The sequence below is a fragment of the Burkholderia sp. MBR-1 genome (genome assembly GCF_013822785.1).
GTDB classification, from domain to species: Bacteria; Pseudomonadota; Gammaproteobacteria; order Burkholderiales; family Burkholderiaceae; genus Burkholderia; species Burkholderia vietnamiensis.
The window spans coordinates 270897-296958 of record NZ_CP053610.1; the positions used below are offsets into that span (position 1 = coordinate 270897).

20 protein-coding genes, 1 tRNA gene and 1 pseudogene are annotated in these 26062 nt (G+C 65.3%); 14 read left to right on the forward strand and 8 right to left on the reverse strand.

The window, feature by feature from the left end:
• Positions 1-100: 100 nt before the first annotated feature.
• Entirely contained in the window at positions 101-859 is a 759-nt protein-coding gene (locus tag MBR110_RS16140) for a TIGR00730 family Rossman fold protein (protein ID WP_011881579.1), read from the reverse strand.
• 1 nt (position 860) lies between these two features.
• Between MBR110_RS16140 and polA the strand changes: the two genes are divergently transcribed.
• The 3 genes from polA (at position 861) to MBR110_RS16155 (ending at position 6466) form a co-directional block, all read left to right on the forward strand.
• Positions 861-3614, forward strand: a complete 2754-nt coding sequence (gene polA, locus MBR110_RS16145; protein WP_034194991.1) for a DNA polymerase I — start codon at positions 861-863, stop codon at positions 3612-3614.
• A gap of 278 nt (positions 3615-3892) precedes the next feature.
• Complete coding sequence (locus tag MBR110_RS16150) at positions 3893-5227, forward strand: NAD(P)/FAD-dependent oxidoreductase (protein WP_046424659.1); 1335 nt, start codon at positions 3893-3895, stop codon at positions 5225-5227.
• A 363-nt stretch (positions 5228-5590) separates the two neighbouring features.
• Positions 5591-6466 carry a dienelactone hydrolase family protein gene (locus MBR110_RS16155; RefSeq protein WP_176153624.1) on the forward strand — a complete coding sequence of 292 codons (876 nt, stop codon included), beginning with the start codon at positions 5591-5593 and terminating at the stop codon, positions 6464-6466.
• 49 nt (positions 6467-6515) lie between these two features.
• Here MBR110_RS16155 and MBR110_RS16160 read toward each other — a convergent pair whose 3' ends face one another.
• The gene (locus MBR110_RS16160) at positions 6516-7385 is read right to left on the reverse strand and encodes a sulfurtransferase (RefSeq protein ID WP_176321399.1); all 870 of its coding nucleotides are present in this window, start codon (positions 7383-7385) and stop codon (positions 6516-6518) included.
• Between the two features lie 117 nt (positions 7386-7502).
• Positions 7503-8609: an aromatic ring-hydroxylating oxygenase subunit alpha gene (locus tag MBR110_RS16165; RefSeq protein ID WP_011881585.1), complete on the reverse strand. Its 1107-nt coding sequence runs from the start codon at positions 8607-8609 to the stop codon at positions 7503-7505.
• A 270-nt stretch (positions 8610-8879) separates the two neighbouring features.
• On the opposite strand from MBR110_RS16165, the gene MBR110_RS16170 reads away from it, so the two are divergent.
• The 4 genes from MBR110_RS16170 (at position 8880) to folE2 (ending at position 12971) form a co-directional block, all read left to right on the forward strand.
• A complete protein-coding gene (locus MBR110_RS16170; RefSeq protein ID WP_011881587.1) occupies positions 8880-9173 on the forward strand; it encodes an exodeoxyribonuclease VII small subunit in 294 nt (97 codons plus the stop codon).
• Positions 9170-10054: a polyprenyl synthetase family protein gene (locus MBR110_RS16175; RefSeq protein ID WP_011881588.1), complete on the forward strand. Its 885-nt coding sequence runs from the start codon at positions 9170-9172 to the stop codon at positions 10052-10054. The genes MBR110_RS16170 and MBR110_RS16175 overlap by 4 nt, the downstream gene beginning before the upstream one ends.
• Positions 10055-10134: 80 nt before the next feature.
• On the forward strand, positions 10135-12039 hold the full coding sequence (gene dxs, locus MBR110_RS16180; RefSeq protein WP_014724697.1) for a 1-deoxy-D-xylulose-5-phosphate synthase: 1905 nt from the start codon (positions 10135-10137) through the stop codon (positions 12037-12039).
• Positions 12040-12161: 122 nt separating this feature from the next.
• The gene (gene folE2, locus MBR110_RS16185) at positions 12162-12971 is read left to right on the forward strand and encodes a GTP cyclohydrolase FolE2 (protein WP_011881590.1); all 810 of its coding nucleotides are present in this window, start codon (positions 12162-12164) and stop codon (positions 12969-12971) included.
• Between the two features lie 133 nt (positions 12972-13104).
• Here folE2 and tsaD read toward each other — a convergent pair whose 3' ends face one another.
• Positions 13105-14145, reverse strand: coding sequence for a tRNA (adenosine(37)-N6)-threonylcarbamoyltransferase complex transferase subunit TsaD (tsaD, locus tag MBR110_RS16190; RefSeq protein ID WP_046424661.1), 1041 nt, complete (start codon positions 14143-14145; stop codon positions 13105-13107).
• On the opposite strand from tsaD, the gene MBR110_RS16195 reads away from it, so the two are divergent.
• From MBR110_RS16195 to MBR110_RS16220, 6 genes are all read left to right on the forward strand, one after another.
• Positions 14144-15493 (forward strand): NAD(P)/FAD-dependent oxidoreductase, encoded by a 1350-nt coding sequence (locus MBR110_RS16195; RefSeq protein WP_258569994.1) that lies wholly within the window; start codon positions 14144-14146, stop codon positions 15491-15493. The genes tsaD and MBR110_RS16195 overlap by 2 nt on opposite strands.
• A gap of 105 nt (positions 15494-15598) precedes the next feature.
• Positions 15599-15811, forward strand: a complete 213-nt coding sequence (rpsU, locus tag MBR110_RS16200) for a 30S ribosomal protein S21 (RefSeq protein ID WP_006479415.1) — start codon at positions 15599-15601, stop codon at positions 15809-15811.
• Between the two features lie 185 nt (positions 15812-15996).
• Positions 15997-16443, forward strand: coding sequence for a GatB/YqeY domain-containing protein (locus MBR110_RS16205; protein WP_011881593.1), 447 nt, complete (start codon positions 15997-15999; stop codon positions 16441-16443).
• 73 nt (positions 16444-16516) lie between these two features.
• Positions 16517-18388: a DNA primase gene (gene dnaG, locus MBR110_RS16210; protein WP_014724700.1), complete on the forward strand. Its 1872-nt coding sequence runs from the start codon at positions 16517-16519 to the stop codon at positions 18386-18388.
• Between the two features lie 88 nt (positions 18389-18476).
• Complete coding sequence (gene rpoD, locus MBR110_RS16215) at positions 18477-20906, forward strand: RNA polymerase sigma factor RpoD (RefSeq protein ID WP_081052204.1); 2430 nt, start codon at positions 18477-18479, stop codon at positions 20904-20906.
• 139 nt (positions 20907-21045) lie between these two features.
• Positions 21046-21124, forward strand: a tRNA-Ile gene (locus tag MBR110_RS16220).
• Between the two features lie 337 nt (positions 21125-21461).
• On the opposite strand, the pseudogene MBR110_RS32135 reads toward MBR110_RS16220, so the two are convergent.
• Positions 21462-21759 (reverse strand): annotated as a pseudogene (locus tag MBR110_RS32135) (endopolygalacturonase); the annotation flags it as partial.
• A 450-nt stretch (positions 21760-22209) separates the two neighbouring features.
• On the opposite strand from MBR110_RS32135, the gene MBR110_RS16225 reads away from it, so the two are divergent.
• The gene (locus MBR110_RS16225) at positions 22210-23766 is read left to right on the forward strand and encodes a methyl-accepting chemotaxis protein (RefSeq protein WP_059668985.1); all 1557 of its coding nucleotides are present in this window, start codon (positions 22210-22212) and stop codon (positions 23764-23766) included.
• A gap of 158 nt (positions 23767-23924) precedes the next feature.
• Here the strand turns inward: MBR110_RS16225 and MBR110_RS16230 are convergent, their stop codons facing one another.
• From MBR110_RS16230 to MBR110_RS16240, 3 genes are all read right to left on the reverse strand, one after another.
• A complete protein-coding gene (locus MBR110_RS16230) occupies positions 23925-24230 on the reverse strand; it encodes a hypothetical protein (protein WP_176314947.1) in 306 nt (101 codons plus the stop codon).
• A 55-nt stretch (positions 24231-24285) separates the two neighbouring features.
• Positions 24286-25275, reverse strand: a complete 990-nt coding sequence (locus tag MBR110_RS16235; RefSeq protein WP_011881681.1) for a patatin-like phospholipase family protein — start codon at positions 25273-25275, stop codon at positions 24286-24288.
• A gap of 138 nt (positions 25276-25413) precedes the next feature.
• On the reverse strand, positions 25414-26016 hold the full coding sequence (locus MBR110_RS16240) for a hypothetical protein (protein ID WP_232355834.1): 603 nt from the start codon (positions 26014-26016) through the stop codon (positions 25414-25416).
• Positions 26017-26062 lie beyond the last annotated feature (46 nt).

The following is a 26062-nucleotide window of genomic DNA, read 5'->3' on the forward strand; positions in this document are numbered from 1 at the left end:
CGAGGTTACAAAATGACACGCGGCAGGCAGCGCAATCGCGCCGCCTGCCGCGTGTGGACCGCGCGCTGCCGGCAATGCGCCGGCAGCGGCATCGTCCCGGTTACAGATAGAACATGCGGTCTTCTTCGGGGCGCGGCGGTTCGTCGTCGCCTTCCGGGCCTTCTTCTTCGCCGCTGTCCTCGTAGAAGGCGAGCACGGCGTCGAGCACCTGGTCGGGATCGTCGATCACCTGCATCAGGTCCATGTCTTCGGGATTGATCAGGCCCATCGGAATCAGCTGGTCGCGGAACCACTGCAGCAGCCCCTTCCAGAACTCGCTGCCGACGAGGATGATCGGCACGAGCCGCGACTTCTTCGTCTGGATCAGCGTGAGCACTTCGGACAGTTCGTCGAGCGTGCCGAAGCCGCCCGGCATCACGATCACCGCGTCGGAGTTCTTGACGAACGTGACCTTGCGCGTGAAGAAGTGGCGAAAGCGCAGCGAGATGTCCTGGTAATGGTTGCCGGCCTGCTCATGCGGCAATTCGATGTTCAGGCCGACCGACGGCGCCTTGCCGGCGTGCGCGCCCTTGTTCGCCGCTTCCATGATGCCGGGGCCGCCGCCGGAGATCACCGCGAAGCCGGCGTCGGACAGTTTGCGGGCGATTTGCGCGGCGAGCTTGTAGTGCGGCGTGTCGGGCTTGAGGCGGGCAGAACCGTAGATGCTGACGGCCGGACGGATCTCCGACAGGTACTCGGTTGCCTCGATAAACTCTGCCATAATCGTGAACATCTGCCACGATGCGCGCGCCTTCTTGGCCGTCGCGCGTTCTTGATCTGCGAGCGAACGCAGACTCGGAATCACTTTTCTCTTGTTCATAATGCCTGAAGAACGAAATCTGGAAGGTAAGACCCTGCTATTGGTTGACGGTTCGAGCTATCTGTATCGGGCTTACCATGCGATGCCTGATCTGCGTGGCCCTGGCGGGGAGCCGACCGGAGCGCTCTACGGAATCATCAACATGCTGCGCCGTATGCGCAAGGAAGTCAGTGCAGAGTATAGCGCTTGCGTGTTCGATGCAAAGGGCAAGACGTTCCGCGACGACCTTTATGCCGACTATAAGGCAAACCGTCCGTCGATGCCGCCCGATCTCGCCTTGCAGGTCGAGCCGATTCACGGCGCGGTGCGCGCGCTCGGCTGGCCGCTGCTGATGGTCGAGGGCGTCGAGGCCGACGACGTGATCGGCACGCTCGCGCGCGAGGCCGAGCAGCGCGGCATGAACGTGATCGTGTCGACCGGCGACAAGGATCTCGCACAGCTCGTGACCGAGCGCGTCACGCTCGTCAACACGATGACGAACGAGACGCTCGATCGCGACGGCGTGATCGCGAAGTTCGGCGTGCCGCCCGAGCGCATCATCGATTACCTCGCGCTGATCGGCGACACCGTCGACAACGTGCCGGGCGTCGAGAAGTGCGGGCCGAAGACGGCCGTGAAGTGGCTGTCGCAATACGACAGCCTCGACGGCGTGATCGAGCACGCAGGCGAGATCAAGGGCGTGGTCGGCGACAACCTGCGCCGCGCGCTCGACTTCCTGCCGCTCGGCCGCAAGCTCGTGACCGTCGATACCGCCTGCGATCTCGCACCGCATCTCGAATCGATCGAGGCGTCGCTGAAGACCGACGGCGAAGCACGCGACCTGCTGCGCGACATCTTCGCGCGTTACGGCTTCAAGACATGGCTGCGCGAGGTCGACAGCGCACCGCCGGAAGGCGGCGGCGCCGACGCGCGCGACGGCGAGCCGGCGCCGGTGGTCTCAACCGACATCGTGCGCGAGTACGAGACGATCCAGACCTGGGCGCAATTCGACGCGTGGTTCGCGAAGATCGATGCAGCCGCACTGACGGCGTTCGACACCGAAACCACGTCGCTCGATCCGATGACCGCACGACTCGTCGGGCTGTCATTTTCGGTCGAGCCGGGCAAGGCCGCGTATCTGCCGGTCGCGCATCGCGGGCCCGATCTGCCCGAGCAACTGCCCCTCGACGACGTGCTCGCGCGCCTGAAGCCGTGGCTCGAAGCGGCCGACCGCAAGAAGGTCGGCCAGCATCTGAAGTACGACGCGCAGGTGCTCGCGAACTACGACATCGCGCTGAACGGCATCGAGCACGACACGCTGCTCGAGTCGTACGTGCTCGAATCGCACCGCACGCACGACATGGACAGCCTCGCGCTGCGCCATCTGGGCGTCAAGACGATCAAGTACGAAGACGTCGCAGGCAAGGGCGCGAAGCAGATCGGCTTCGACGAGGTGGCGCTCGACCAGGCTGCCGCGTACGCGGCCGAAGACGCCGACATCACGCTGCAGCTGCATCACGTGCTCTATCCGCAGATCGCACGCGAAGCGGGCCTCGAGCGCGTGTATCGCGAGATCGAGATGCCGGTGTCGCTGGTGCTGCGCAAGATGGAGCGCACCGGCGTGCTGATCGACGACGCGCTGTTGCACGCGCAAAGCAACGAGATCGCGACGCGGCTCATCGAGCTCGAAGGGCAGGCGTACGAGCTGGCCGGCGGCGAATTCAATCTCGGCTCGCCGAAGCAGATCGGCCAGATCTTCTTCGAGAAGCTGCAGTTGCCGGTCGTGAAGAAGACGCCGAGCGGCGCGCCGTCCACCGACGAAGAAGTGCTGCAGAAGCTCGCCGAGGATTACCCGCTGCCGAAGCTGCTGCTCGAGCATCGCGGGCTGTCGAAGCTGAAGTCGACCTACACCGACAAGCTGCCGCGCATGGTGAACCCGGCGACGGGCCGCGTACACACGAACTATGCGCAGGCCGTGGCGGTCACCGGCCGGCTCGCGTCGAACGAGCCGAACCTGCAGAACATCCCCGTGCGCACGGCCGAAGGCCGGCGCATTCGCGAAGCGTTCATCGCGTCGCCGGGCCATCGGATCGTGTCGGCCGACTATTCGCAGATCGAATTGCGGATCATGGCGCACATCTCCGGCGATGCGTCGTTGCTGCGCGCGTTCGCGCACGGCGAGGACATCCACCGCGCGACCGCGGCCGAAGTGTTCGGCGTGACGCCGCTCGAGGTGAATTCGGATCAGCGCCGCATCGCGAAGGTGATCAACTTCGGGTTGATCTACGGGATGAGCGCGTTCGGACTCGCATCGAATCTCGGCATCACGCGCGATGCGGCGAAGCTGTACATCGACCGCTATTTCGCGCGCTACCCGGGGGTCGCGCAGTACATGGAAGACACCCGTGCGGCGGCGAAGGACCAGGGCTATGTCGAAACGGTGTTCGGCCGTCGCCTGTGGCTGCCGGAAATCAACGGCGGCAACGGGCCGCGCCGGCAGGCGGCCGAGCGTGCCGCAATCAATGCACCGATGCAGGGCACGGCAGCCGATCTGATCAAGCTGTCGATGATCGCGGTCGACGACTGGCTCACGCGCGACCGGCTTGCATCGCGCATGATCATGCAGGTGCACGATGAACTGGTGCTCGAGGTGCCCGACGACGAGCTGTCGCTGGTACGCGAGAAGCTGCCCGAAATGATGTGCGGCGTCGCGAAGCTGAAGGTGCCGCTGGTCGCCGAAGTCGGCGCCGGCGCGAACTGGGAAGAGGCCCACTGACGCATCGCGCGATTCCCGCTCCCTTCGGCATATTGTTGCGGGGATGCTCGAATATCGAGATGGTTTGCTTGTGATCGACGCGCAAGCTCCGGACAATGCAGATCGGCAATTGATTGTTTCGGGGCTGCGCGCCCCGCGTTCCCTGGCTTGGACGCATCGGAGTGTGTTTCGAACTGCACATCGATGGTGTCCGAACCGGTTAATCCAGCGGGCGGCGCGAAGGCATCGCGTCTGCCTCGTCCGGCGGCAGCAGTGTCGAATCGCAAAGGGGGAATCGGATGCATCGGATCATCATCGTAGGCGGAGGCGCGGGCGGCCTCGAACTGGCGACCCGGCTCGGCGATCGTTACGGTGCGAGCGGCAATCGTCCCGCGCGTGCGCTCGTCACGCTCGTCGACCGCAATCCGACTCACATCTGGAAGCCGTTGCTGCACGAGGTCGCGGCCGGCAGCATGGACCCGTTCACGCAGGAGCTCGAATATGCGGCGCAGGCGCGCTGGCATGGCTTCGAGTTTCAGCAGGGCGAGCTGACCGCGCTCGATCGCACCGCGAAGCGCATCGCGCTGGCGCCAGTCAACGACAGCGACGGCGCGGAACTGCTGCCCGCGCGCGATCTGGAATACGACACGCTGGTGATCGCGATCGGCAGCACGACGCACTTCTTCGGCGTGCAGGGCGCGGCGGAAAACGCGATCGCGCTCGATACGGTCGGCGAAGCCGAGCGCTTCCGCAAGCGCCTGATCGCTGCGTGCATGCGCGCCGAGCACCAGGCACCGGCTGAGCCCGCACCGGGCGCGGCCGCCGAGCCGCGCATCCAGGTCGTGATCGTCGGCGGCGGGGCGACGGGCGTCGAGTTGTCGGCCGAACTGCGCAACACCGCGCAGGTGCTGTCCGTGTATGGGCTGCACAAGCTCGATCCGCGGCATGACGTCGGCATCGTGCTGATCGAATCGGGCCCGCGCATTCTCCCCGCGCTGCAGGAGCGCGTGTCGTCGGCGACGGCCGAACTGCTCGAGAAGCTCGGCGTTCGCCTGATGCTGGCCGAGCGCGTGACCGAAGTCGCGCCGGGATTCGTGCATACCGCGAGCGGCAAGGCCGTGCGCGCCGACCTCACGGTGTGGGCGGCCGGCATCAAGGCGCCGGCCGTGCTCGGGCAGCTGGACGGCCTGCAGGTCAACAAGCTCGGCCAGCTCGACGTGCGCCGTACGCTGCAGACCGTCATCGACGACAACGTGTTCGCACTCGGCGACTGCGCGGCATGCGCATGGCCCGGCCACGAACGCAACGTGCCGCCGCGCGCGCAGGCCGCGCATCAGCAGGCGAGCTTCCTGCTGAAGGCGATCGGATGCCGGCTCGACGGCCGGCCGCTGCCCGAGTTCACGTATCGCGATTTCGGTTCGCTCGTGTCGCTCGGCCACTTCAGCGCGGTCGGCAACCTGATGGGCGGGTTGATCGGCGGCAACATGCTGATCGAAGGGTTGTTCGCGCGGTTCATGTACATGTCGTTGTACCGGCTGCACGTCGCGGCGCTGCACGGCTATCCGCGCATGGTGCTCGATACGGTCGCGCACTGGCTGCGGCGGACGACGCTGCCGCGTGTGAAGCTGCACTAGTCGCGCGCGGTGGATGCGGGCATCGAGCGGGCAGCGCGTGACCGGCTGCGTCGATGCCCGCGGCACGTGCGATTGCCGCGCTGCGAGGTCCGCGTCCGACCAGCCGCGCACGCATGACGACACGCCGTTTCATTCGCGCGACGCGGTGGGTCGCGCGCCCGCCGACGAGCGGGACAGCCACGTCGGTAATCGAGTCTTACATCTCCGACAGTTGACGCGACAACGGATTATTGGGCATCTTGTGCGGGTTTCCGGTTGCGGCGGTGTGCCAGCCGCCGCGACATCCGCGTCGTTCGACGGCGCGACGCTCCGTCCGGTTCCGTTCGCGGCCATGACGGCGGTGCCCAATCGAGGAGTGCATTCATGTTGAAACCCGAAGTCGACAGCTTGGTCCCCCACGTTCCGTTCTCGCGCCGCAAGTTCATGCAGGCCGCGCTCGGCAGCGCCTTCGCGGCGGCCGTGCTGCCCGTGTCGGCGCAGACGATCACGACCGACAGCGCGGGGCTCGACGTCGACACGATCGAAATCCGTTCCGGCGATGCGAGCATCCCCGCGTATCGCGCGCAGCCGGTCGACAAGACGAATCTGCCGATCGTCATCGTGATCCACGAGATCTTCGGCGTGCATGCGCATATCGCCGATGTGTGCCGGCGCTTTGCGAAGCTCGGCTACCTCGCGATCGCGCCCGACCTGTTCGCGCGGCAGGGCAACGCGGCGAAGTATCCGACGATGAAGGATCTCTACGAGAACATCATCAGCAAGGTGCCCGACCGGCAGGTGACCGAGGATCTCGATGCGACCGTCGCGTGGGCCGGCAGGAACGGCGGCGATCCGGCGCGGCTCGGCGTGACGGGGTTCTGCTGGGGCGGCCGCCAGGCGTGGCTCTATGCGGAGCACAACCCGCACGTGCTCGCGGCGGTGGCGTGGTACGGCTTCGTCGAGGGCAAGACCGACGAGATGACGCCGTTCAATCCGGTCGATCATGCGTCGTTGCTGAAGGTGCCGGTGCTCGGCCTCTATGGCGAGAAGGACGCCAACATCACGCAGGCGTCGCTCGCCGACATGCGTAATGCGATCCAGACGAGCGATTCGACGCGCGCGCGCCAGTCGGAGATCGTCGTGTATCCGGATGCCGGCCACGCGTTCTTCGCCGATTACCGGCCGAGCTACGTGAAGGCCGACGCGGAAGACGGGTGGAAGCGCGCGATCGAGTGGTTCCAGAAGTACGGCGTGATGTAAGCGAACGGGCGGCATCAGGAACCGCCCGTTCGTCGCGCCGTGCCGGCGCTTACGGCGTCGGACCGGTCGCGATCGGCCGCGCCGGATCGGCGCTCCATTCGCTCCACGAGCCCGGATACAGCGACGCGCCGTGCAGCCCCGCGATTTCGAGCGCGAGCGCGTTGTGGCATGCGGTCACACCCGAGCCGCATTGCAGGATCACGCTGTTCGGCTGGACGCCGGCCAGCAGGGCGCTGAACGTCTCGCGCAGCTCGTGGCCCGTCTTGAAGCGGCCGTCGGCGGCGAGATTGTCCTTGAAGAAGCGGTTGCGCGCGCCGGGAATATGGCCGCCGACACGATCGATCGTTTCGTTTTCGCCGCGATAGCGGTCCGGCGCCCGAGCGTCGATCACGATCCGCGCGCCCGACGCGATGTTCGCGAGCACGGCCGCCGCGTCGACGGTCGACTCGAGCGGCGCGGCCGCGCGGAAGTCGCCCACAGCCGGATGCTGCACGTCCGTCGTCAGCGGCTGGCCGGACGCCTCCCATGCCTGCAGACCGCCGTCGAGCACCGCCACGGAGTCGTGCCCGAGCCAGCGCAGCAACCACCACAGGCGCGCCGCATAGGCGCCGCCGTGCGCGTCATACGCAACCACCTGCTGGCCCTGCTTGACGCCGCGGCTGGCCATCAGCGAGGCCAGTGCGTCGCGGCTCGGCAGCGGATGGCGGCCGTTGGTGCCGGTCTTGCGGCCGGACAGGTCGCGATCGAGGTGCAGATACTGTGCGCCGGGAATATGGCCGGCTGCGTAAGCGGCTTCGCCTGCTGCCGGATCGGCGAGATCGAAGCGGCAGTCGAACACGGCGACGCTGCCCGGTGCCGCGGCCAGCCGCTCGGCGAGATTGGCGGCGGAGATGAGCGTGGTGTAGTGAGTGTGTGGCATGACGGCTCCCTGGAGTGCGAACGGCCCGATACCCGAAGTCTAAACAAAAAAAGACGGGCCGAAGCCCGTCTTTTCATGATGCCGGATGCGTTGCACGGCCGGCCGTCGCGTGAGCGATCAGAGATCGCCGAGATGGCGGCGCAGGAACTCGTGGAAGTGTTGCATGCCGTCTTCCATCGGGCTCTGATACGGGCCGACCTGCGATTCGCCGCGCGCCATCAGCGCGCGACGGCCCGCGTCCATCCGCATGGCGATTTCATCGTCCTCGACGGCCGTTTCCATATACGCGGCGCGCTCCGCCTCGACGAATTCGCGCTCGAACAATGCGATTTCCTCGGGGTAATAGAACTCGACGATGTTGGTCGTCTTCTGCGGGCCGCGCGGAATCAGCCACGACACCACCAGCACGTGCGGATACCACTCGATCATCAGGCCCGGGTAATAGACCATCCAGATCGCCCCGAACTCAGGCGGTACGCCGTTGCGGAACTTGAGCACCTGCTCGTGCCACTTCTGGTAAGTCGCGCTGCCCGGCTTCGCGAGTGCGTTGTGCACGCCGACCGTCTGCACGCTGTACCATTCGCCGAACTCCCATTTGAGATCGTCGCACGACACGAAGCTGCCGAGGCCCGGATGGAACGGGACGACGTGGTAGTCCTCGAGGTAGACCTCGATGAACGTCTTCCAGTTGTAATCGCACTCGTGCACTTCGACGTGATCGAACTGATACTCGGCGAAGTCGAAATGATGTTTCGTGCCGAGATTCGCGAGATCGCGCGCGACGTTGCGGCCTTCGGCCTCGAACAGCAGCCCCTGCCAGTTCTGCAGCGGGCTCTTGCCGAGATTCAGGCACGGCTTGTCGGGGAAGTGCGGCGCGCCGAGCAGCTGGCCGTCCAGGTCGTAAGTCCAGCGGTGCAGCGGGCACACGATGTTCTGGGTGCGGCCGCGCCCATTGAGCATGATCGCCTGACGGTGACGGCAGACGTTCGACAGCAACTCGACCTGGTTCGCCTGATTGCGTACCAGCACGCGGCCTTCCTGTTCGGACGGCAGCGCAAAATAATCCCCCGCTTCGGGCACCATCAACTCGTGCCCGATGTAACGAGGTCCTTTCTTGAAGAGGGTTTCGATCTCGCGCTCAAGCAGCGCCTCATCGAAGTAAGCAGTGACTGGAAGCTGGCTATGAGCCGACTTCAACTGAAGCGCATCGCTCAGATTGGACATTCCCACTCCCGGTGATAGCGTGAAAGCAGTGAACAACCCAACCATCGAAAAATCGATTTAGGGAAACGGAGAATTATACCCGGATCCCCTCGTAAGGCCAGGATTAAGTGCCTGATTTGTGTCAATTTTTTGTCGGGCGTCGATGGGCCCGCGCATGGTCCGCACCCGATACGGGGTCGCATGTGGGGCCGGGTACCCACGTCGGCAGGTCGGAAATTTCTCTTTTGCCGTAGAATGTCCGACTTGTTTTGCAATTTGACACCCTCGTCCATGGCGAAAACCGCATCCCCCGGCGACACCGCGGCCGGTAACGGCACCGAACCGTTGCCGGACAAGTACGAAACGGCGCTGGCGGAACTCGAATCGCTGGTTGCCCGGATGGAAGGCGGCGCGTTGAGCCTCGAGGATTCGCTTGCCGCGTATCGCCGCGGCGCGGCCCTCGTTGCGTTTTGCCAACAGCAGCTCGAGAAAGTGGAGCAACAGGTCCGCGTGCTCGACGGCGCGACGCTGAAGCCGCTTTCCTCCGGAACGGCCGCCACGGACGGCGACGACGACGATCTATGACATTCGAACAATGGATGCGGTCCGTACTTGACCGTGTCGAGGACGCACTCGGCCACTATTTGCCGGCCGACAACGTGGTGCCCACGCAACTCCACGAGGCGATGCGCTACGCGGTCCTCGGTGGGGGCAAACGCGTTCGCCCGCTGCTGTGCCATGCAGCGGGTGAGCTGACGGGCGCGACCGAAGCGGCGCGCAACGCGGCGGCGGCGGCGCTGGAGATGATCCACGTCTACTCGCTGGTGCACGACGACATGCCGTGCATGGACGACGACGCGCTGCGTCGCGGCAAGCCGACCGTGCACGTGCAGTACGACGAGCCGACGGCGCTGCTGGTCGGCGATGCGCTGCAGTCGCAGGCATTCGTCGCGCTGACGGATGCCGACGCGCTGTCGCCCGTGCAGCAGGCCGCGCTGGTGCGCGAGCTGGCGCTCGCGAGCGGCTCGATCGGCATGGCCGGCGGGCAGGCGATCGATCTGGCGAGCGTCGGCCTGAAGCTGACGCGCGAGCAGCTCGAGACGATGCACCGGATGAAGACCGGCGCGCTGTTGCGCGCCGCTGTGCGGATGGGCGCGCTGGCAGGCGAGACGCCGTCGGCGGATGCGATGGCCGCACTCGATGTGTACGCGGGGGCCGTGGGCCTGGCGTTCCAGGTCGTCGACGACATTCTCGACGTCACGACCGATTCGGCGACGCTCGGCAAGACGGCTGGCAAGGATGCAGCGAACGACAAGCCGACCTACGTATCGATCCTCGGCCTCGACGCATCGCGTGAGCTCGCAGCGCAGCTGCGCGCTGAAGCGCACGATGCGCTGAAACCGTTCGGCGCGCGCGCACAGCGTCTCGCCGAACTTGCCGACCTGGTAGTGAACCGGGTCAGCTGACGCGAAGCCCGCCGCTGCGCACACGCTACGGTGCGTGCAATAGAATGCGGGCGCGTTTGATTTCCTACAATGGAACGACGATGTACGACTTGCTGAAAACCATCGACGACCCGGCGGATCTGCGCCGCCTCGATCGTCGCCAACTGCAACCGCTCGCGGATGAACTGCGCGCGTTCGTGCTCGACAGCGTGTCGAAGACGGGCGGCCATCTGTCGTCCAACCTCGGGACGGTCGAGCTGACGATCGCGTTGCACTACGTGTTCAACACGCCGAACGACCGGATCGTCTGGGACGTGGGTCATCAGACCTACCCGCACAAGATCCTGACCGGCCGCCGCGACCAGATGCACACGCTGCGCCAGTACGACGGCATCTCGGGCTTCCCGCGCCGCAGCGAGTCCGAGTACGACACGTTCGGCACCGCGCATTCGAGCACGTCGATCTCGGCGGCGCTCGGGATGGCGATCGGCAGCCAGCTGAACGGCGACGACCGCTTCTCGATCGCGGTGATCGGCGACGGCGCGATGACGGCCGGCATGGCGTTCGAGGCGATGAACAACGCGGGCGTGTCGGAGGATGCGAAGCTGCTCGTGATCCTCAACGACAACGACATGTCGATTTCGCCGCCGGTCGGCGCGCTGAACCGCCATCTCGCACGCCTGATGTCGGGCCGCTTCTACGCGGCCGCGCGCGCGGGCGTCGAGCGCGTGCTGAGCGTGGCGCCGCCGGTGCTCGAGCTTGCGCGCAAGCTCGAGGAGCACGCGAAGGGCATGGTCGTGCCGGCCACGTTGTTCGAGGAATTCGGCTTCAACTACATCGGCCCGATCGACGGTCACGATCTCGATTCGCTGATCCCGACGCTGCAGAACATCCGCGAGCTGCGCGGTCCGCAGTTCCTGCACGTGGTCACGAAGAAAGGCCAGGGCTACAAGCTCGCCGAAGCCGATCCGGTGCTCTACCACGGCCCCGGCAAGTTCAATCCGGCCGAAGGCATCAAGCCGTCCGCCACGCCGGCGAAGAAGACCTACACGCAGGTGTTCGGCGAATGGCTGTGCGACGAAGCCGAGCGCGATTCACGCGTCGTCGGCATCACGCCGGCCATGCGCGAAGGCTCCGGCATGGTCGAGTTCGAGAAGCGCTTCAAGGATCGCTACTACGACGTCGGCATCGCCGAGCAGCACGCGGTGACGTTCGCTGGCGGGCTCGCGACCGAAGGGCTCAAGCCGGTCGTCGCGATCTACTCGACGTTCCTGCAGCGTGCGTACGACCAGCTGATCCACGACGTCGCGCTGCAGAACCTGCCGGTCGTGTTCGCGATCGACCGCGCGGGCCTCGTCGGCGCCGACGGTGCGACGCACGCGGGTGCATACGATCTCGCGTTCATGCGCTGCATCCCGAACATGACGATCATGGCCGCGTCCGACGAGAACGAATGCCGGCAGATGCTGCACACGGCGCTTCAGCAGCCGAACCCGACCGCCGTGCGCTATCCGCGCGGCTCGGGCACCGGCGTGGCGACGGTCAAGGAGTTCACCGCGCTTCCGATCGGCAAGGGCGAAGTGCGCCGCCGTTCGTCGCAGCCGGAAGGCAAGCGCGTCGCGATCCTCGCGTTCGGCACGATGGTCGCGCCGTCGCTCGCGGCGGCCGACGAGCTCGACGCAACGGTCGCGAACATGCGCTTCGTGAAGCCGATCGACGCGGCGCTCGTGCGTGAGCTCGCCGAGACGCACGACTATCTCGTCACGGTCGAGGAAGGCTGCCTGATGGGTGGCGCAGGTTCCGCGTGCGTCGAAGCCCTGATGGAGAGTGGGGTTATCCGACCCGTACTACAATTGGGCCTCCCTGACCAGTTCATCGATCACGGCGACCCCGCGAAGCTGCTGTCGCAATGCGGCCTCGACAGCGCGGGCATCGCGAAGTCGATTCGCGAACGCTTCCTCAGCCCGGTAGCCGATCTCGCCGGCGAGGCGAAGCGCGTCGCATAAACTGGCGCAACCGGTCTTCACTGATGCGACAAACATGGGCCTGCGGGCCCATGTTGCTTTTGTGCTGCCGCATGACGCGGCGTGCGCGTCGTCGGACGCGCGGACAACAAGGATTGAACAAGATGAACCAGATGAACCCCGCCTTCGTGATGCCCGACGTGCAAAGCACGGTCGATACCCGTCAGATTCCGATTCAGCGCGTGGGCGTGAAGGCGGTCCGGCATCCGTTGACGGTCTGCACCGAGAGCGGCGACGTGCAGCCGAGCGTCGGTGTCTGGAACCTCGACGTTCGCCTGCCGGCCGATCAGAAGGGTACGCACATGTCGCGCTTCGTCGCGCTGCTCGAAGAGAACCGTGCGCCGCTGACGGTCGAGCGTTTTCGCGCGATGCTCGCGTCGATGCTGGAGAAGCTGGAGGCGCAGGCCGGCCGCATCGAAGTGACGTTTCCGTACTTCGTGAACAAGACGGCGCCGGTGTCGGGCGTGCAGAGCCTGCTCGACTATGAAGTCACGCTCGCGGGCGAAAGCCGCGACGGCCACACGCGCGTGTTTCTGAAGGTGCTGGTGCCGGTGACGAGCCTGTGCCCGTGCTCGAAGAAGATCTCGCAGTACGGTGCGCACAACCAGCGCTCGCACGTGACGATCGATGCCGAACTCGCGGGCGACCTGCCGGTCGAGGCGCTGATCCGCATCGCGGAGGAAGAGGCGTCGTGCGAGCTGTGGGGTTTGCTGAAGCGTCCGGACGAGAAGTTCGTCACGGAGCGCGCATACGAGAATCCGAAGTTCGTCGAGGATCTGGTGCGCGACGTTGCGCAGCGTCTCGATGCGGACGAGCGCGTGATCGCCTACGTGCTCGAAGCCGAGAACTTCGAATCGATCCACAATCACAGCGCATATGCGCTGATCGAGCGCGACAAGCGGCTCGCGGCGTAACGCCGGGTTGTCGGTATCGGTTCGCCAGTTCGCCGGTTCGTATCGGCGCTGAAATGAAAACAGGCTGCTCGCGATCGGGCAGCCTGTTTGTTTTTTGGCGTCTATCGGCGCGATGCGCCGGGCGATGCGCGCGTCAGCGTGCGAGCGATGCGAGATCCCAGCGCGGTTTCACCGTGAACGCATAGTCGGTGTTCGCCTGCCCCGGCCAGCGGCCGAGCCGCAGCGCGCCGGCCAGCGCGATCATCGCGCCGTTGTCGGTGCACAGCGCGAGGTCGGGGTAGTGCACGTCGAAGCCGCGCTTCGCGGCCGCGGCCGACAGCGCCGCGCGCAACTGGCGGTTCGCGCCGACGCCGCCGGCCACCACCAGTCGCTTGAGCTTCGTCTGCTTCAGCGCGGCGAGCGACTTTGCGACGAGCACGTCGACTGCAGCGTCGACGAAGCCGCGTGCGAGGTCCGCCTTCGCGCGTTCGAGCGCGTCGCCTTCCAGCTTCGCCGCTTCGAATTTCTTCATCTGCGTGAGCACGGCCGTCTTCAGGCCGCTGAAGCTGAAATCGAGGTCGCCCGAATGCAGCATCGGGCGCGGCAGCACGACCGCGCCTGGCGTTCCGGTTTCCGCGAGCCGCGATACTTCCGGGCCGCCCGGATAGCCGAGGCCGATCAGCTTCGCCGTCTTGTCGAACGCTTCGCCGGCTGCGTCGTCGAGCGTCTCGCCGAGCGTTTCGTACACGCCGACGTCGGTCACGCGCATCAGTTGCGTGTGGCCGCCCGACACCAGCAGCGCGATGAACGGGAACGGCGGCGGGGCGTCGACGAGTAGCGGCGACAGCAGATGGCCTTCGAGATGATGGATGCCGATCGTCGGCTTGTTCCATGCGAGCGCGAGCGCGTTCGCGATGCTCGCGCCGACCAGCAGCGCGCCGGCGAGGCCCGGCCCTTGCGTGAAGGCGATCGCGTCGATGTCGTCGCGATGCGTGCCGCTCTGGGTCATGACTTCGTCGAGCAGCGGCAGCGCGCGGCGAATGTGGTCGCGCGATGCGAGCTCGGGCACGACGCCGCCGTATTCGCGGTGCATCGCGATCTGCGAATGGAGCGCGTGTGCGAGCAGGCCGCGCTGCGTGTCGTAGAGCGCGAGGCCGGTTTCGTCGCAGGAGCTTTCGATGCCGAGAACGAGCATGGGTCGGGAAGGCGCGTGCCGTAGCGGCGCGCAGCGGGAGGTCAACGTAACCCGAAATTATAGCAGGCGAAGGCTGCGCGCCGGCTCCGCGGCCCGGGTGCGAGGTCGGACAGGTACAATCCGCGCCATGGAAACTTACGATATCGCCGTGATCGGCGCGGGCGCCGCCGGGATGATGAGCGCCGCGGTGGCCGGGCAGCTCGGCCGCCGCGTCGTGCTGGTCGATCACGCGCCGCGTCTCGCCGAGAAAATCCGCATCTCGGGCGGCGGCCGCTGCAACTTCACGAATCTCTACGCGGGGCCCGACAACTACCTGTCGTCGAATCCGCATTTCGCGCGCTCGGCGCTGGCGCGCTACACGCCGCGCGACTTCGTCGGCCTGCTGAAGCGCCATCACGTGAGCTGGCACGAGAAGCACAAGGGGCAGCTGTTCTGCGATCACGGCAGCGACGCGATCATCGACGTGCTCAAGCACGAATGCGACGCCGGCGGCATCGCGTGGCGCCGCCCGGTGGTCGTCGACGCCGTGCGCCATGCGCCGGACGACGGTTTCACGCTCGACACGCAGCAGGCGGGGGCGATCCGCGCCAGGGCGTTGATCGTCGCGACCGGCGGCCTGTCGATCCCGAAGATCGGCGCGACCGATTTCGGCTACCGGCTCGCGAAGCAGTTCGGCCACAAGCTGATCGACACGCGGCCGGCCCTCGTGCCGATGACGTTCGCATCGCAGGATTGGGAGCCGTTCGCGGCGCTGTCCGGCGTGTCGCTCGAGGTGCGCGTGTCGACCGGCGACAAGAAGCGCGGCGGCGAATTCGTCGAAGACCTGCTGCTGACGCATCGCGGCCTGTCCGGCCCCGGTATCCTGCAGATCTCGAGCTACTGGCAGCCCGGCGATCCGATCCGCATCGACCTGCTTCCGCAGCGCGACGCCGTCGCGGAGCTGCTCGACGCGAAGCGTACGTCGAAGCGTCAGATCGGCTCGCTGCTCGCCGACTGGGTGCCGTCGCGCCTCGCGCACGTGTGGCTCGACACGCATCGCGTGGCGGCCGATGCGCGGCTCGCCGACTTGCCCGACCGGACGCTGCGCCAGATCGGCGACGCGCTGGCCGGCTGGACGCTGACGCCCAACGGCACCGAAGGCTACAAGAAGGCGGAGGTGACGAAGGGCGGCGTCGATACGCGCGAGCTGTCGTCGGCGACGATGATGAGCGCGCGGGTGCCCGGGCTGTTCTTCATCGGCGAGGTCGTCGACGTGACGGGCTGGCTCGGCGGCTACAACTTTCAGTGGGCATGGGCGTCGGGGACGGCCGCGGGGCAAGCCGCGGCGGAGTTCAGTCGCGCCGCGTGACGTGCGGCGCAGCGCCGCGCGCGGCGGGGCCCGGCCCTTATCCCTCGCGAGGTCGCTCTGCTATACTCGTGAATCTTCCCTGCAAACCTTTATTCGTGTCGGATCATGACGATCATTCGCGTTAAAGAAAACGAGCCGTTCGAAGTCGCCATGCGCCGCTTCAAGCGCACGATCGAGAAGAACGGTCTGCTGACCGAGCTTCGTGCGCGGGAGTTTTACGAAAAGCCGACGGCGGAGCGCAAGCGTAAGAAGGCTGCAGCGGTGAAGCGCCACTACAAGCGCATCCGCAGCCAGACGCTGCCGAAGAAGCTGTACTGAACGATTGAGCGCCGCGCGGTTCGCTGAGCGGCGCACCGGCGAGCTTCGCACGCTCGGCCCCGGTCCGGGGTCGCGAGTCGCCGATGCAGGATTCGAGCAACCCGCTTGAGACATGTTCCCAAGCGGGTTTTTGTGTTGACGCCCGGTTGCGGGCGTCGAAGTCACGTTTTCATCCCGGGTGCAAGATGAGTTTGAAAGAGCAGATCAGCGAAGACATGAAGACCGCGATGCGCGCCAAGGACAGCGAGCGTCTCGCGACGATTCGCCTGCTGATGGCCGCGATCAAGCAGCGCGAAGTCGACGATCGGGTGACGCTCGACGACGCGGGCATCACCGCGGTGATCGACAAGATGATCAAGCAGCGCAAGGACTCGATCAGCCAGTTCCAGGCCGCCGGCCGCGACGATCTCGTCGCGAAGGAACAAGCCGAGCTCGACGTGCTGGGCGCGTACATGCCCGCGCAGCTGTCGGACGCCGAGGTGGCCGCCGAAGTGCAGGCCGCCGTCGCCGCCACGGGCGCAGCCGGCCCGCAGGACATGGGCAAGGTGATGGGCGTGCTGAAGGGCAAGCTCGCCGGCCGTGCCGACATGACGGCCGTTTCCGCCCTGGTCAAGGCCGCGCTGTCCAGCTGACACCCACATCCCGGCGCGCGCGTCGCCACGCGCGCGCCGGGCGTCGTATGGCCCTTTCTCGCTCGATCCCACGGTGATTCCGCATTCGTTCCTGCAGGACTTGCTGAACCGCGTCGATATCGTCGACGTGGTGGGGCGTTACGTGCAGCTCAAGAAGGGCGGCGCGAACTTCATGGGCTTGTGCCCGTTCCACAACGAGAAGAGCCCGTCGTTCACCGTCAGCCCGACCAAGCAGTTCTATCACTGCTTCGGCTGCGGCGCGCACGGCACCGCGATCGGCTTTCTGATGGAGCACGCGGGGCTGACCTTCCCGGAAGCCGTGCAGGAGCTCGCGCAGTCGGTCGGGCTGACCGTGCCGCACGAGCCGTCGATGCGCGGCGGTGCGGGCGGCGGCGGTGGCGACTATCCGGCGCCGGTGTCGAAATCGGTCGCGACCGCGCTGTCCGACGTGATGTCCGTCGCGTGCGACTACTACCGCAAGCAGTTGCGCGGTGCGACCGTCGCGATCCAGTATCTGAAGAACCGGGGCCTGACCGGCGAGATCGCCGCCCGCTTCGGCCTCGGCTATGCGCCGGACGGCTGGCAGAACCTCGAAAGCGCGTTCCCCGACTACCGCGACGACTCGCTCGTCGAATCGGGGCTCGTGATCGTCAGCGAAAAGACCGACGCGCAAGGCGCCGCGCGACGCTACGACCGGTTCCGCGAGCGCATCATGTTCCCGATCCGCAACGTGAAGGGGCAGGTGATCGGCTTCGGCGGGCGCGTGCTCGGCAGCGGCGAGCCGAAGTACCTGAACTCGCCCGAAACGCCGCTGTTCAACAAGGGCAGCGAACTGTACGGGCTGTTCGAGGCGCGCCTCGCGATCCGCGAGCGCAAGTACGTGCTCGTCGTCGAAGGCTACATGGACGTCGTCGCGCTCGCGCAGCTCGGTTTTCCGAACGCGGTCGCGACGCTCGGCACGGCCTGCACGCCGATCCACGTGCAGAAGCTGCTGCGCCAGACCGATACGGTGATCTTCAGCTTCGACGGCGATTCGGCCGGCCGGCGCGCCGCGCGCCGCGCGCTCGAAGCGTGCCTGCCGCATGCGGCCGACAACCGGACGATCCGCTTCCTGTTCCTGCCGCCCGAGCACGATCCGGACAGCTATGTGCGCGAATTCGGCGCCGATGCATTCTCCGAGCAGGTCGAGCGTGCGATGCCGCTGTCGCAATTTCTGTTGAACGAAGCGATCGCCGGCAAGGCGCTCGACCAGCCGGAAGGCCGCGCGAAGGCGCTGTTCGACGCAAAGCCGTTGCTGCAGGCGCTGCCGGCCAACGCGTTGCGCGCGCAGATCATGCACATGTTCGCTGACCGCCTGCACATCCCGTTCGAGGAAGTCGCGGCGCTGTCGGAGGTCGACGCGCGCATCGCGGCGGCGCCGCGCCAGGCGCCCGCGCGCAGCGAGCGGCGGCGCGTGACCGACAGCGAAAAGCGTGCGTTGCGTACGCTGGTGATGTACCCGCGGATCGCGACCGCGCTCGACGACGAGCAGCTTGCGACCCTGCGGACGCTGCCGCGGATCGGCGAGCTGTTCGCCGAAGTGGCCGAGCACGCGCGCGCGCTGGGCGACGGCGCGGAGTTCCGGCTGCTGTCCGATGTGCTGCGAGCCTCGTCGAACAGCGCGACTTACGACGAAATCTTCCGCGAAATTCTGGACTATGATGAAAACGTCCGCGATCTGCTGTTACAGAATCCGGAGGACGAGACGGTGTTCGAGCGACAGCGCGAACAGGAGCGGATCGCCGGGGAGGAATTGCAGGCGGCCGTGCTGAAGATGCGCTACGACGCCTGCTGCGACCGGCTCGACCGGCTGGCGCGGCAATCGACGTTCACGCCCGAGGAGCTGACCGAGTTGACGGAATTGAACCAGCAGCGAACCGACATGAAACGTCGGCTCGGGCTGTAGGCGGCCGGGGCGTCAGGAGAGGGCAACCCAGCGTGCTATAATATAAGGTTTCCAGCGGTTTGTTTTCCAAGCAGAGGCGAGAATCGCGATGGCAAAGACGACAGGCGGAAAGAAAGCAACGGGCAAGGGCTCGACGGAGCCGACCAAAAAGGTCACAGCGGCCAAGTCTGCTTCTTCCACCAGGACAACGTCTTCGGCCACGTCGGCCCCTGCAGGAAAGAAAACCGCGGCCGGCACTGCTCAGGCTGCGCCGGCGCCGGCAGCCGGATCACGGGCTGCCGCGAGACCCGACTCCGGGCCGGCCAAGCCGGCGGCGAAGCGGGCAAGTGCGAAAAGCGCAAGGGACACGACTGCCGCCGCGGACGAAACGGCAGTACGTACTACTCATGCACCCACGGTTCAACCGGCTGTCGTCCAGCAGCCGCGAGTCGATATAGCCGGTACGGCGAACTCCATGACCAAAAAGCTGAACGAAGTATCCGTCGATGACGACGCAAATCAGAGCGACGAGCAGCAGCCCGCAGCAGCAGCGGCGGCCGCGGCTCCGGGCAAATCCAAGGTGCGCGACCGTCGCGCCAAGGAAAAGGCGCTGCTGAAGGAAGCGTTCGCGACGAGCACGCCCGGCACGGCCGAGGAGCTCGAAGAGCGCCGCGTGAAGCTGCGCGCGCTGATCAAGCTCGGCAAGGAGCGCGGCTTCCTCACGTATGCCGAAATCAACGACCACCTGCCGGACAACTTCACCGAGACGGAAGCCCTGGAAGGGATCATCGGCACGTTCAACGACATGGGCGTGGCGGTTTACGAGCAGGCGCCGGACGCGGAAACGCTGCTCCTGAACGACAACGCGCCGGCCGCGTCGTCGGACGACGAAGTCGAGGAAGAAGCGGAAGTCGCGCTGTCGACGGTCGATTCGGAATTCGGTCGCACGACCGATCCGGTCCGGATGTACATGCGCGAGATGGGCACGGTCGAGCTGCTCACGCGTGAAGGCGAAATCGAGATCGCGAAGCGGATCGAGGACGGCCTGCGCCACATGGTGATGGCGATTTCCGCGTGCCCGACGACGATCGCCGACATCCTCGCGATGGCCGAGCGCGTCGCGAACGAAGAGATCCGCGTCGACGAGCTCGTCGACGGCCTGCTCGATCCGAACGCCGCAGACGCCGCCGATACCGACGGTTTCTCCGCGAAGGAAGCGGAAGCGATCGAGAACGAGGACGAAGAAGCCGAAGAGGAAGAGGAAGAAGAGGAAGAGGAGGACGATGACGGCGCCGCTCAGGCAACCGCCAACGCCGCCCAGCTCGAAGCCTTGAAGCGCGCGTCGCTCGAGAAGTTCTCGCAGATCAGCGAGTGGTTCGACAAGATGCGCCGTGCGTTCGAAAAGGAAGGCTACAAGTCGAAGTCCTACCTGAAGGCGCAGGAAACGATCCAGACCGAGCTGATGACGATCCGCTTCACCGCGCGTACCGTCGAGCGTCTGTGCGACACGTTGCGTGCGCAAGTGGACGAAGTGCGTCAGGTCGAGCGTCAGATCCTGCACATCGTCGTCGACAAGTGCGGGATGCCGCGCTCGGAATTCATCGCGCGCTTCCCCGGCAGCGAGACGGACCTCGACTGGGCCGAGAAGATCGCGGCCGAAGGTCATTCGTACAGCGCGGTGCTGTCGCGCAACATCCCGGCGATCCGCGAACAGCAGCAGCGTCTGCTCGACCTGCAGGCGCGCGTCGTGCTGCCGCTGAAGGACCTGAAGGAAACCAACCGTCAGATGGCGGCCGGCGAACTGAAGGCGCGCCAGGCGAAGCGCGAAATGACCGAGGCGAACCTGCGTCTCGTGATCTCGATCGCGAAGAAGTACACGAACCGCGGCCTGCAGTTCCTCGATCTGATCCAGGAAGGCAACATCGGCCTGATGAAGGCGGTGGACAAGTTCGAATACCGTCGTGGCTACAAGTTCTCGACCTATGCGACGTGGTGGATCCGTCAGGCCATCACGCGCTCGATCGCGGACCAGGCGCGCACGATCCGTATTCCGGTTCACATGATCGAGACGATCAACAAGATGAACCGCATCTCGCGGCAGATCCTGCAGGAAACCGGTCTCGAGCCGGATCCGGCAACGCTCGCCGAAAAGATGGAGATGCCGGAAGACAAGATCCGCAAGATCATGAAGATCGCGAAGGAGCCGATCTCGATGGAAACGCCGATCGGCGACGACGACGATTCCCATCTCGGCGACTTCATCGAGGACAACAACACGGTCGCGCCGGCGGACGCCGCGCTGCATGCCAGCATGCGCGACGTCGTGAAGGACGTGCTCGATTCGCTGACGCCGCGCGAGGCGAAGGTGCTGCGGATGCGCTTCGGCATCGAGATGAGCACCGACCATACGCTCGAGGAAGTCGGCAAGCAGTTCGACGTCACGCGTGAGCGGATCCGTCAGATCGAAGCCAAGGCGCTGCGCAAGCTGCGTCATCCGAGCCGTTCCGACAAGCTGAAGTCGTTCCTCGAAGGGAACTGATCGCCAGCGTTTCACTTGCGAACGCCGCCGGCATCCACGCGATGCCGGTGGCGTTTGTCCTCTCCCCGCCGCTTTGTTGTTACAATGCCGGCCCGGCGTCGTCGCCGCAACTGCGCGCCGCACGCCTGGTTTCACATCGGGGCCCCTAGCTCATGCTTGGTTAGAGCAGCGAACTCATAATTCGTTGGTGCCGGGTTCGACTCCCGGGGGGCCCACCAGATTTCCTTTCCGGTCGATGCGTTGCGTTGTGCCGTTGAGCACAAGTTGTCCACCTGGACACGTTTCGCTTCAGCTTTATCGGAAATTGGCTGTACGTTTGAAGGTTTGGTTCGCGGTGGCAATCGACCGCGATTCGACGCGAAAAAAGCCGACCCAGTGGGTCGGCTTTTTCGTTTCTGATATCGGCATGCCCGGTTCCGTCGGGGCACCTCCGAGTCCCTCTTGCGTCTGTCCATGACGCCTCGAATGCCGGTCATGGCCTCACGGACATCCGGGTTGAACGACTGCGTCGGCGACCGATCGACCGGCACGCAGCAGTTGCTCGACGATGGCCGTTTTCAGGGCGACGTTGTTCGGGTCGTACAGGCCTGCGACGGCGTGCACCCGCCAGCGCAATCGTAGACGCCCGTGTTGCCTTTGTCGGTCGACGAGCAGGTGGCCGTGTTGCACGAGCGGGCAAACGGCGGCATCGCGTGGCCGTTCAGGATTGAGGTGTTGCCTTCGCCGGTCAGCGGGATATGGCTGGCGTTGCGTGCACCGGCGCGCCGAAGTTCAGGCAGTCGACGGCGCCGTCCTTGGCGTAGTCGGCCGGGTTCGGACTAAAGAAGACCGTGCAGTTCGCGCTCAGGTGAAAAGTCGACGTTCGTCCGGTTGCGTATCGAAATCGTTGTCGGTCACTGCTGTCTCTGTCCTGGTCTTGTGATCGTGTCGATGAGGCGATACCATCGGCAGGATTGATGTTATACGATGACACGATGATATTATCGCTGAATGCACCAGCGTTCCCGCCAGTGTCTGGCAGAGAACAAGCCGTCATACTGCGCTTACACGCGGTATATAAGGTTATTTTGGTTGCAGGTGTACTTTTGGCTCGCCTCAAAAGGCAGGAATTTCCTATGGGGCAGCGCAAAAATCCTGTATAGAAAGTACGATGTCATACGTTAAAATGCGCGACCGATGCGTCGGGCGCCACGTAACACACTCAATCCGCCCAAAAATGCCCGGAACGTACAGGCCCGATGCCCGGGACGTCCCACGACATGCCGTCAAGCGGCCAATGACCAAGCAGAGACAGGAAAGCAAGATGCGCAACATGACGGTACGAGCCAGCCTGCTCGTGGCACTGACGATGTTTGGGGTGGTGATCGTGATTGGCGGCATCGCCGGCGTCGTGTCGCTGCGGATGGCCAATGCGAACGCGCAGCGCCTGCACGAGATTGCGCGGCAAACCATCCTCGTCAACGACGCCTACAAGGACAGCACCCGCACGCGTTCGGCGCTGGTGCGCGCCTATAGCGCGCTGAAAGAGCGTAACGACACGGCGACGCGCGATTCGGCCTTGCAGAGCGCGAACCGCACCTTGGAACGCTCCGCGAGCGAAACCCGCGCGTATCGCGACGCAAGTGCGTTCGACGGCATGGATGCGGAGCTCAAGCGCCGGCTCGTGGCGTCGTCGGACGGGCTCGCCGCGCTGCTCGCGCGCGCGGCCGACGCGCTGCGCAATAACGACACTGCCGCCTACGTGACCATCAATGACCGCGACGTCACCCGCGCGGGCATGGTGTACTCGCAAAACGTCGAGAAGCTGCAGACACTCGCGAACACCCTCACCGAACAGGCGCTCAACGACGGCAACGCGCGCTACCAGTGGATTGTGGGCTTCGTGGTGGTCGGCGTCGGGCTGGCGCTTGCGCTGGTGGTCGTCGCGCACGTCGCGCTCGCGCGCATCGTGACGCGCCCGCTCGGCGAAGCGGTGGCGGTGCTCGACCGCATCGCGTCGAACGATTTGACCGTGCGTGTGCCGGAGGCGGGCCGCAACGAAATCGGCCTGCTTTTCGCGGCCATGCGGCGCATGCTCGACGGACTCTCGCGCACCGTGAGCGGCGTGCGAGACAGCTGCGACGCGATCCACACTGCCGCGCGCGAGATCGCCGCCGGCAATCTCGATCTGTCGAGCCGCACGGAGCAGCAATCGGCGTCGCTCGAGGAAACCGCCGCGAGCATGGAGGAACTGACCTCGACGGTCAGACAGAACGCGGCGAACGCCACCGAGGCGAGCACGCTCGCGACCGGCACGGCGGACCTCGCGCGCCGGGGAGGCGACGTGGTCGGCCGCGTGGTCCGGACCATGCAGGACATCAGCGCAAGCGCGCTCAAGATCGCCGAGATCACGAACATGATCGACAGCATCGCGTTCCAGACCAACATTCTCGCGCTGAACGCGGCCGTCGAATCGGCGCGCGCGGGCGAACAGGGGCGTGGCTTCGCGGTGGTCGCGGGCGAGGTGCGAACGCTCGCGCAGCGCAGCGCGAACGCCGCGCGCGAGATCAAGGAACTGATCGGCGCCTCGATGAACGAGGTGCAAAACGGCAACGCGCTCGCGGCCGAAGCGGGCGCGGCGATGGAGGAGATCGTGGGCGCCGTGCGCAACGTGGCGACCATCTTGGTGGAAATGACGTCGGCCACGAGCGAGCAGAGCGCCGGCATACAGCAGGTGGGCATCGCCGTGAGCCAGATGGATCAAGTCACGCAGCAGAATGCGGCGCTCGTCGAGCAGGCCGCCGCCGCCGCGGATGCGCTGGAGCATCAGGCGCAATCGATGAAGGCCGCCGTGGCGGTATTCCGCCTCGGCGAAGCGTGACGGGTTTCACCAACGATAAAAAAGGACGAACGGTGGAGCGCCGCCGCGTGGCGCTGGCACTCTCGGGCAGCTGCTCGATGCAGCGGGCGAGCAGCCCGAACGCTGCATGCACGAGCATCGCTTTTGTCTCGTCGACGGAGGTGTGTCGACGGACGCTCTCATGTCGAATAGTGACAGTTCTTCCACCTCGACTTCGCCTGCTGCGCTTGCTCCATGCCACCGCTTCTCGATTCCATGAAACAGCAGCTTCGTCCACCGATCACGCGCTCGTCGTGATCGCGCATCTTGGATGGCCTGCGGCACGTCAGCATGTCGATGCCGGACGCAGTACCCGATTCATTGGCCGCGCGGATTCTGAAGGATGTGTTTGCGCCGATGTTGCGTCGCGGCGTCGCCTGACTGGTCTTCGCGACGAACGAGATGCCGATGCAGGCCCGCCGCCGATCGTCGCAGTATCCGTCCACATCTCTGCGAACCCCGGAAGCATCGCGGCGAGGCCTGACTATCGAGCCGCCATCGTCAGCGCCAGAATTGCTCCACCCATTGGCAAACACGCTGCCACTCGGCCGTGCGCATATACGCCTGGGTTTCCTTCTCCAGTTCCGGCGCCTTATGCCAGTCGTCGAGGCCGATGAATTGACTGAGCACGAAGTTGCCGCGCTGGTAGTTGGCGTTCAGGATCTGCCCGGCCTGTTGTGCGGCGACCATCGCCGTCGTATCCATCGTCAGCCCGAGCAGCGCGGCTGCCGGTACGTTCCCGCTTTCGGCCGGCCACAGCCATGTCGAAACGCCCCAGTCCAACGGGTTGCCAACCGCACTCGGCGGAATGCCCGCCGGGCTGGTTCCGGTGCCGAGCGACAGCAGGCGCATGTCGTCCAGACTGCCTGCGCGACGGCTGGCCAGCGCCTCGGCGATCGCCGACAACGAAGGATTGTTGGCAAACACGCCGCCATCGGCGAAATAGCCGAGCCCGGCGATCTCGTACGGCGGGAAATAGGTCGGTGCAGCCGACGTGGCAAGGGCGGCATCGAACAGGCTGACATTGCGATAGGTGTTGCCGTTTCCGTTGGACAGTGTGCACGGCGCCCAGCTCTTGACTGACGGATCCCACAGGCGCGCCGAGTTGATTGCGACGAAGCGCGACAGGTCGGCCAGCCTGCCGTTGCCCACCAGCGATCTGGCGATCTGCTGCAGCCCGGTGTTGACATACTGGCATTGGAAGAAGCCGGGTCCGGCGAGGACCGTGCCCTGTTCGACGGCTTGCTTTTGTGCGAGCCATGCGTCGTTTTCCTGAAAGATCACCGAACCCTTCGTCCTGTAGATGTCGACGATCTCGGAAATGGATACGCCGTTCGCGAGCCCGAGGGCGATCAGGCCGCCCGTCGAGGTGCCGGCAAAGCCGTCGGCGCGCGCGATGATCTGGCTGCGCCGGTCGAGATCCTGGATGAGCAGGGCAGTGATCAATCCCCGGATACCGCCACCATCGCAACTGAGAATCTTGAAGGTCATGGTGTTGCCTTTCTTGATCGTGAGATGAATGTGAACGGCGCAACCCGGCGGGCGTCCCGCCCGTGTCGCCGAGCGGGCGCCTGCTTCCTGCGCTGGGTCGAAGCCGGAAATTCGAGCAAACGGACGAAGCGTCCTGCGTTATTGCTCGTCGAACTTCACATCGAGCACGGTGTACGCGTCCCACGCATATAAATACGCGTTGTCCTTCGAATAGATCGACAGTTTCTGGTGATTGAAATCGGAAATCAAAACCGAGCCTTGCCGCGTCCAGCCGCGCGCGCCGATCCAGTTATAAAAACCGACGTACGCATTGTTGCTGACCGACATATACCGGCTGGTGCCGAGAATCCGGTAATACGTCACGCCGTTATAAGGGTACTGTTCGAGCGTCAACGCTTTCGCGGCGGAATCGACCAGAATGGCCCATTCGCCGCTGTTTTGCCCCAGCCAGCCCAACTGCACGCCATCGTGATAGAGCGCCATTTTGAATGTATCGACGGCGCGGGCAGAAACAGGGACGGTGTTGGCGAATTCGGCAAAGGTCCCGTGCGGCTGGTTTTCAATCGGATTGAGGTTCATTTTTTCACCTTGAAGAGGTTGGATGCTTCCCCGTGCCTTCGAGAACAGCTGCATGCGCCGCGGACGCATGCGCGCCGGCATCGTCAAAGGCCGCGATTCCGGCGAATTTCGTGGTGCTCCGATCTGGCTGGGCAATGGCAGATCGACCATGGTGGCGGACAACGCCAATGCTCACGTCCGCGACGGCGGGACATGCGGGAGCATGGCT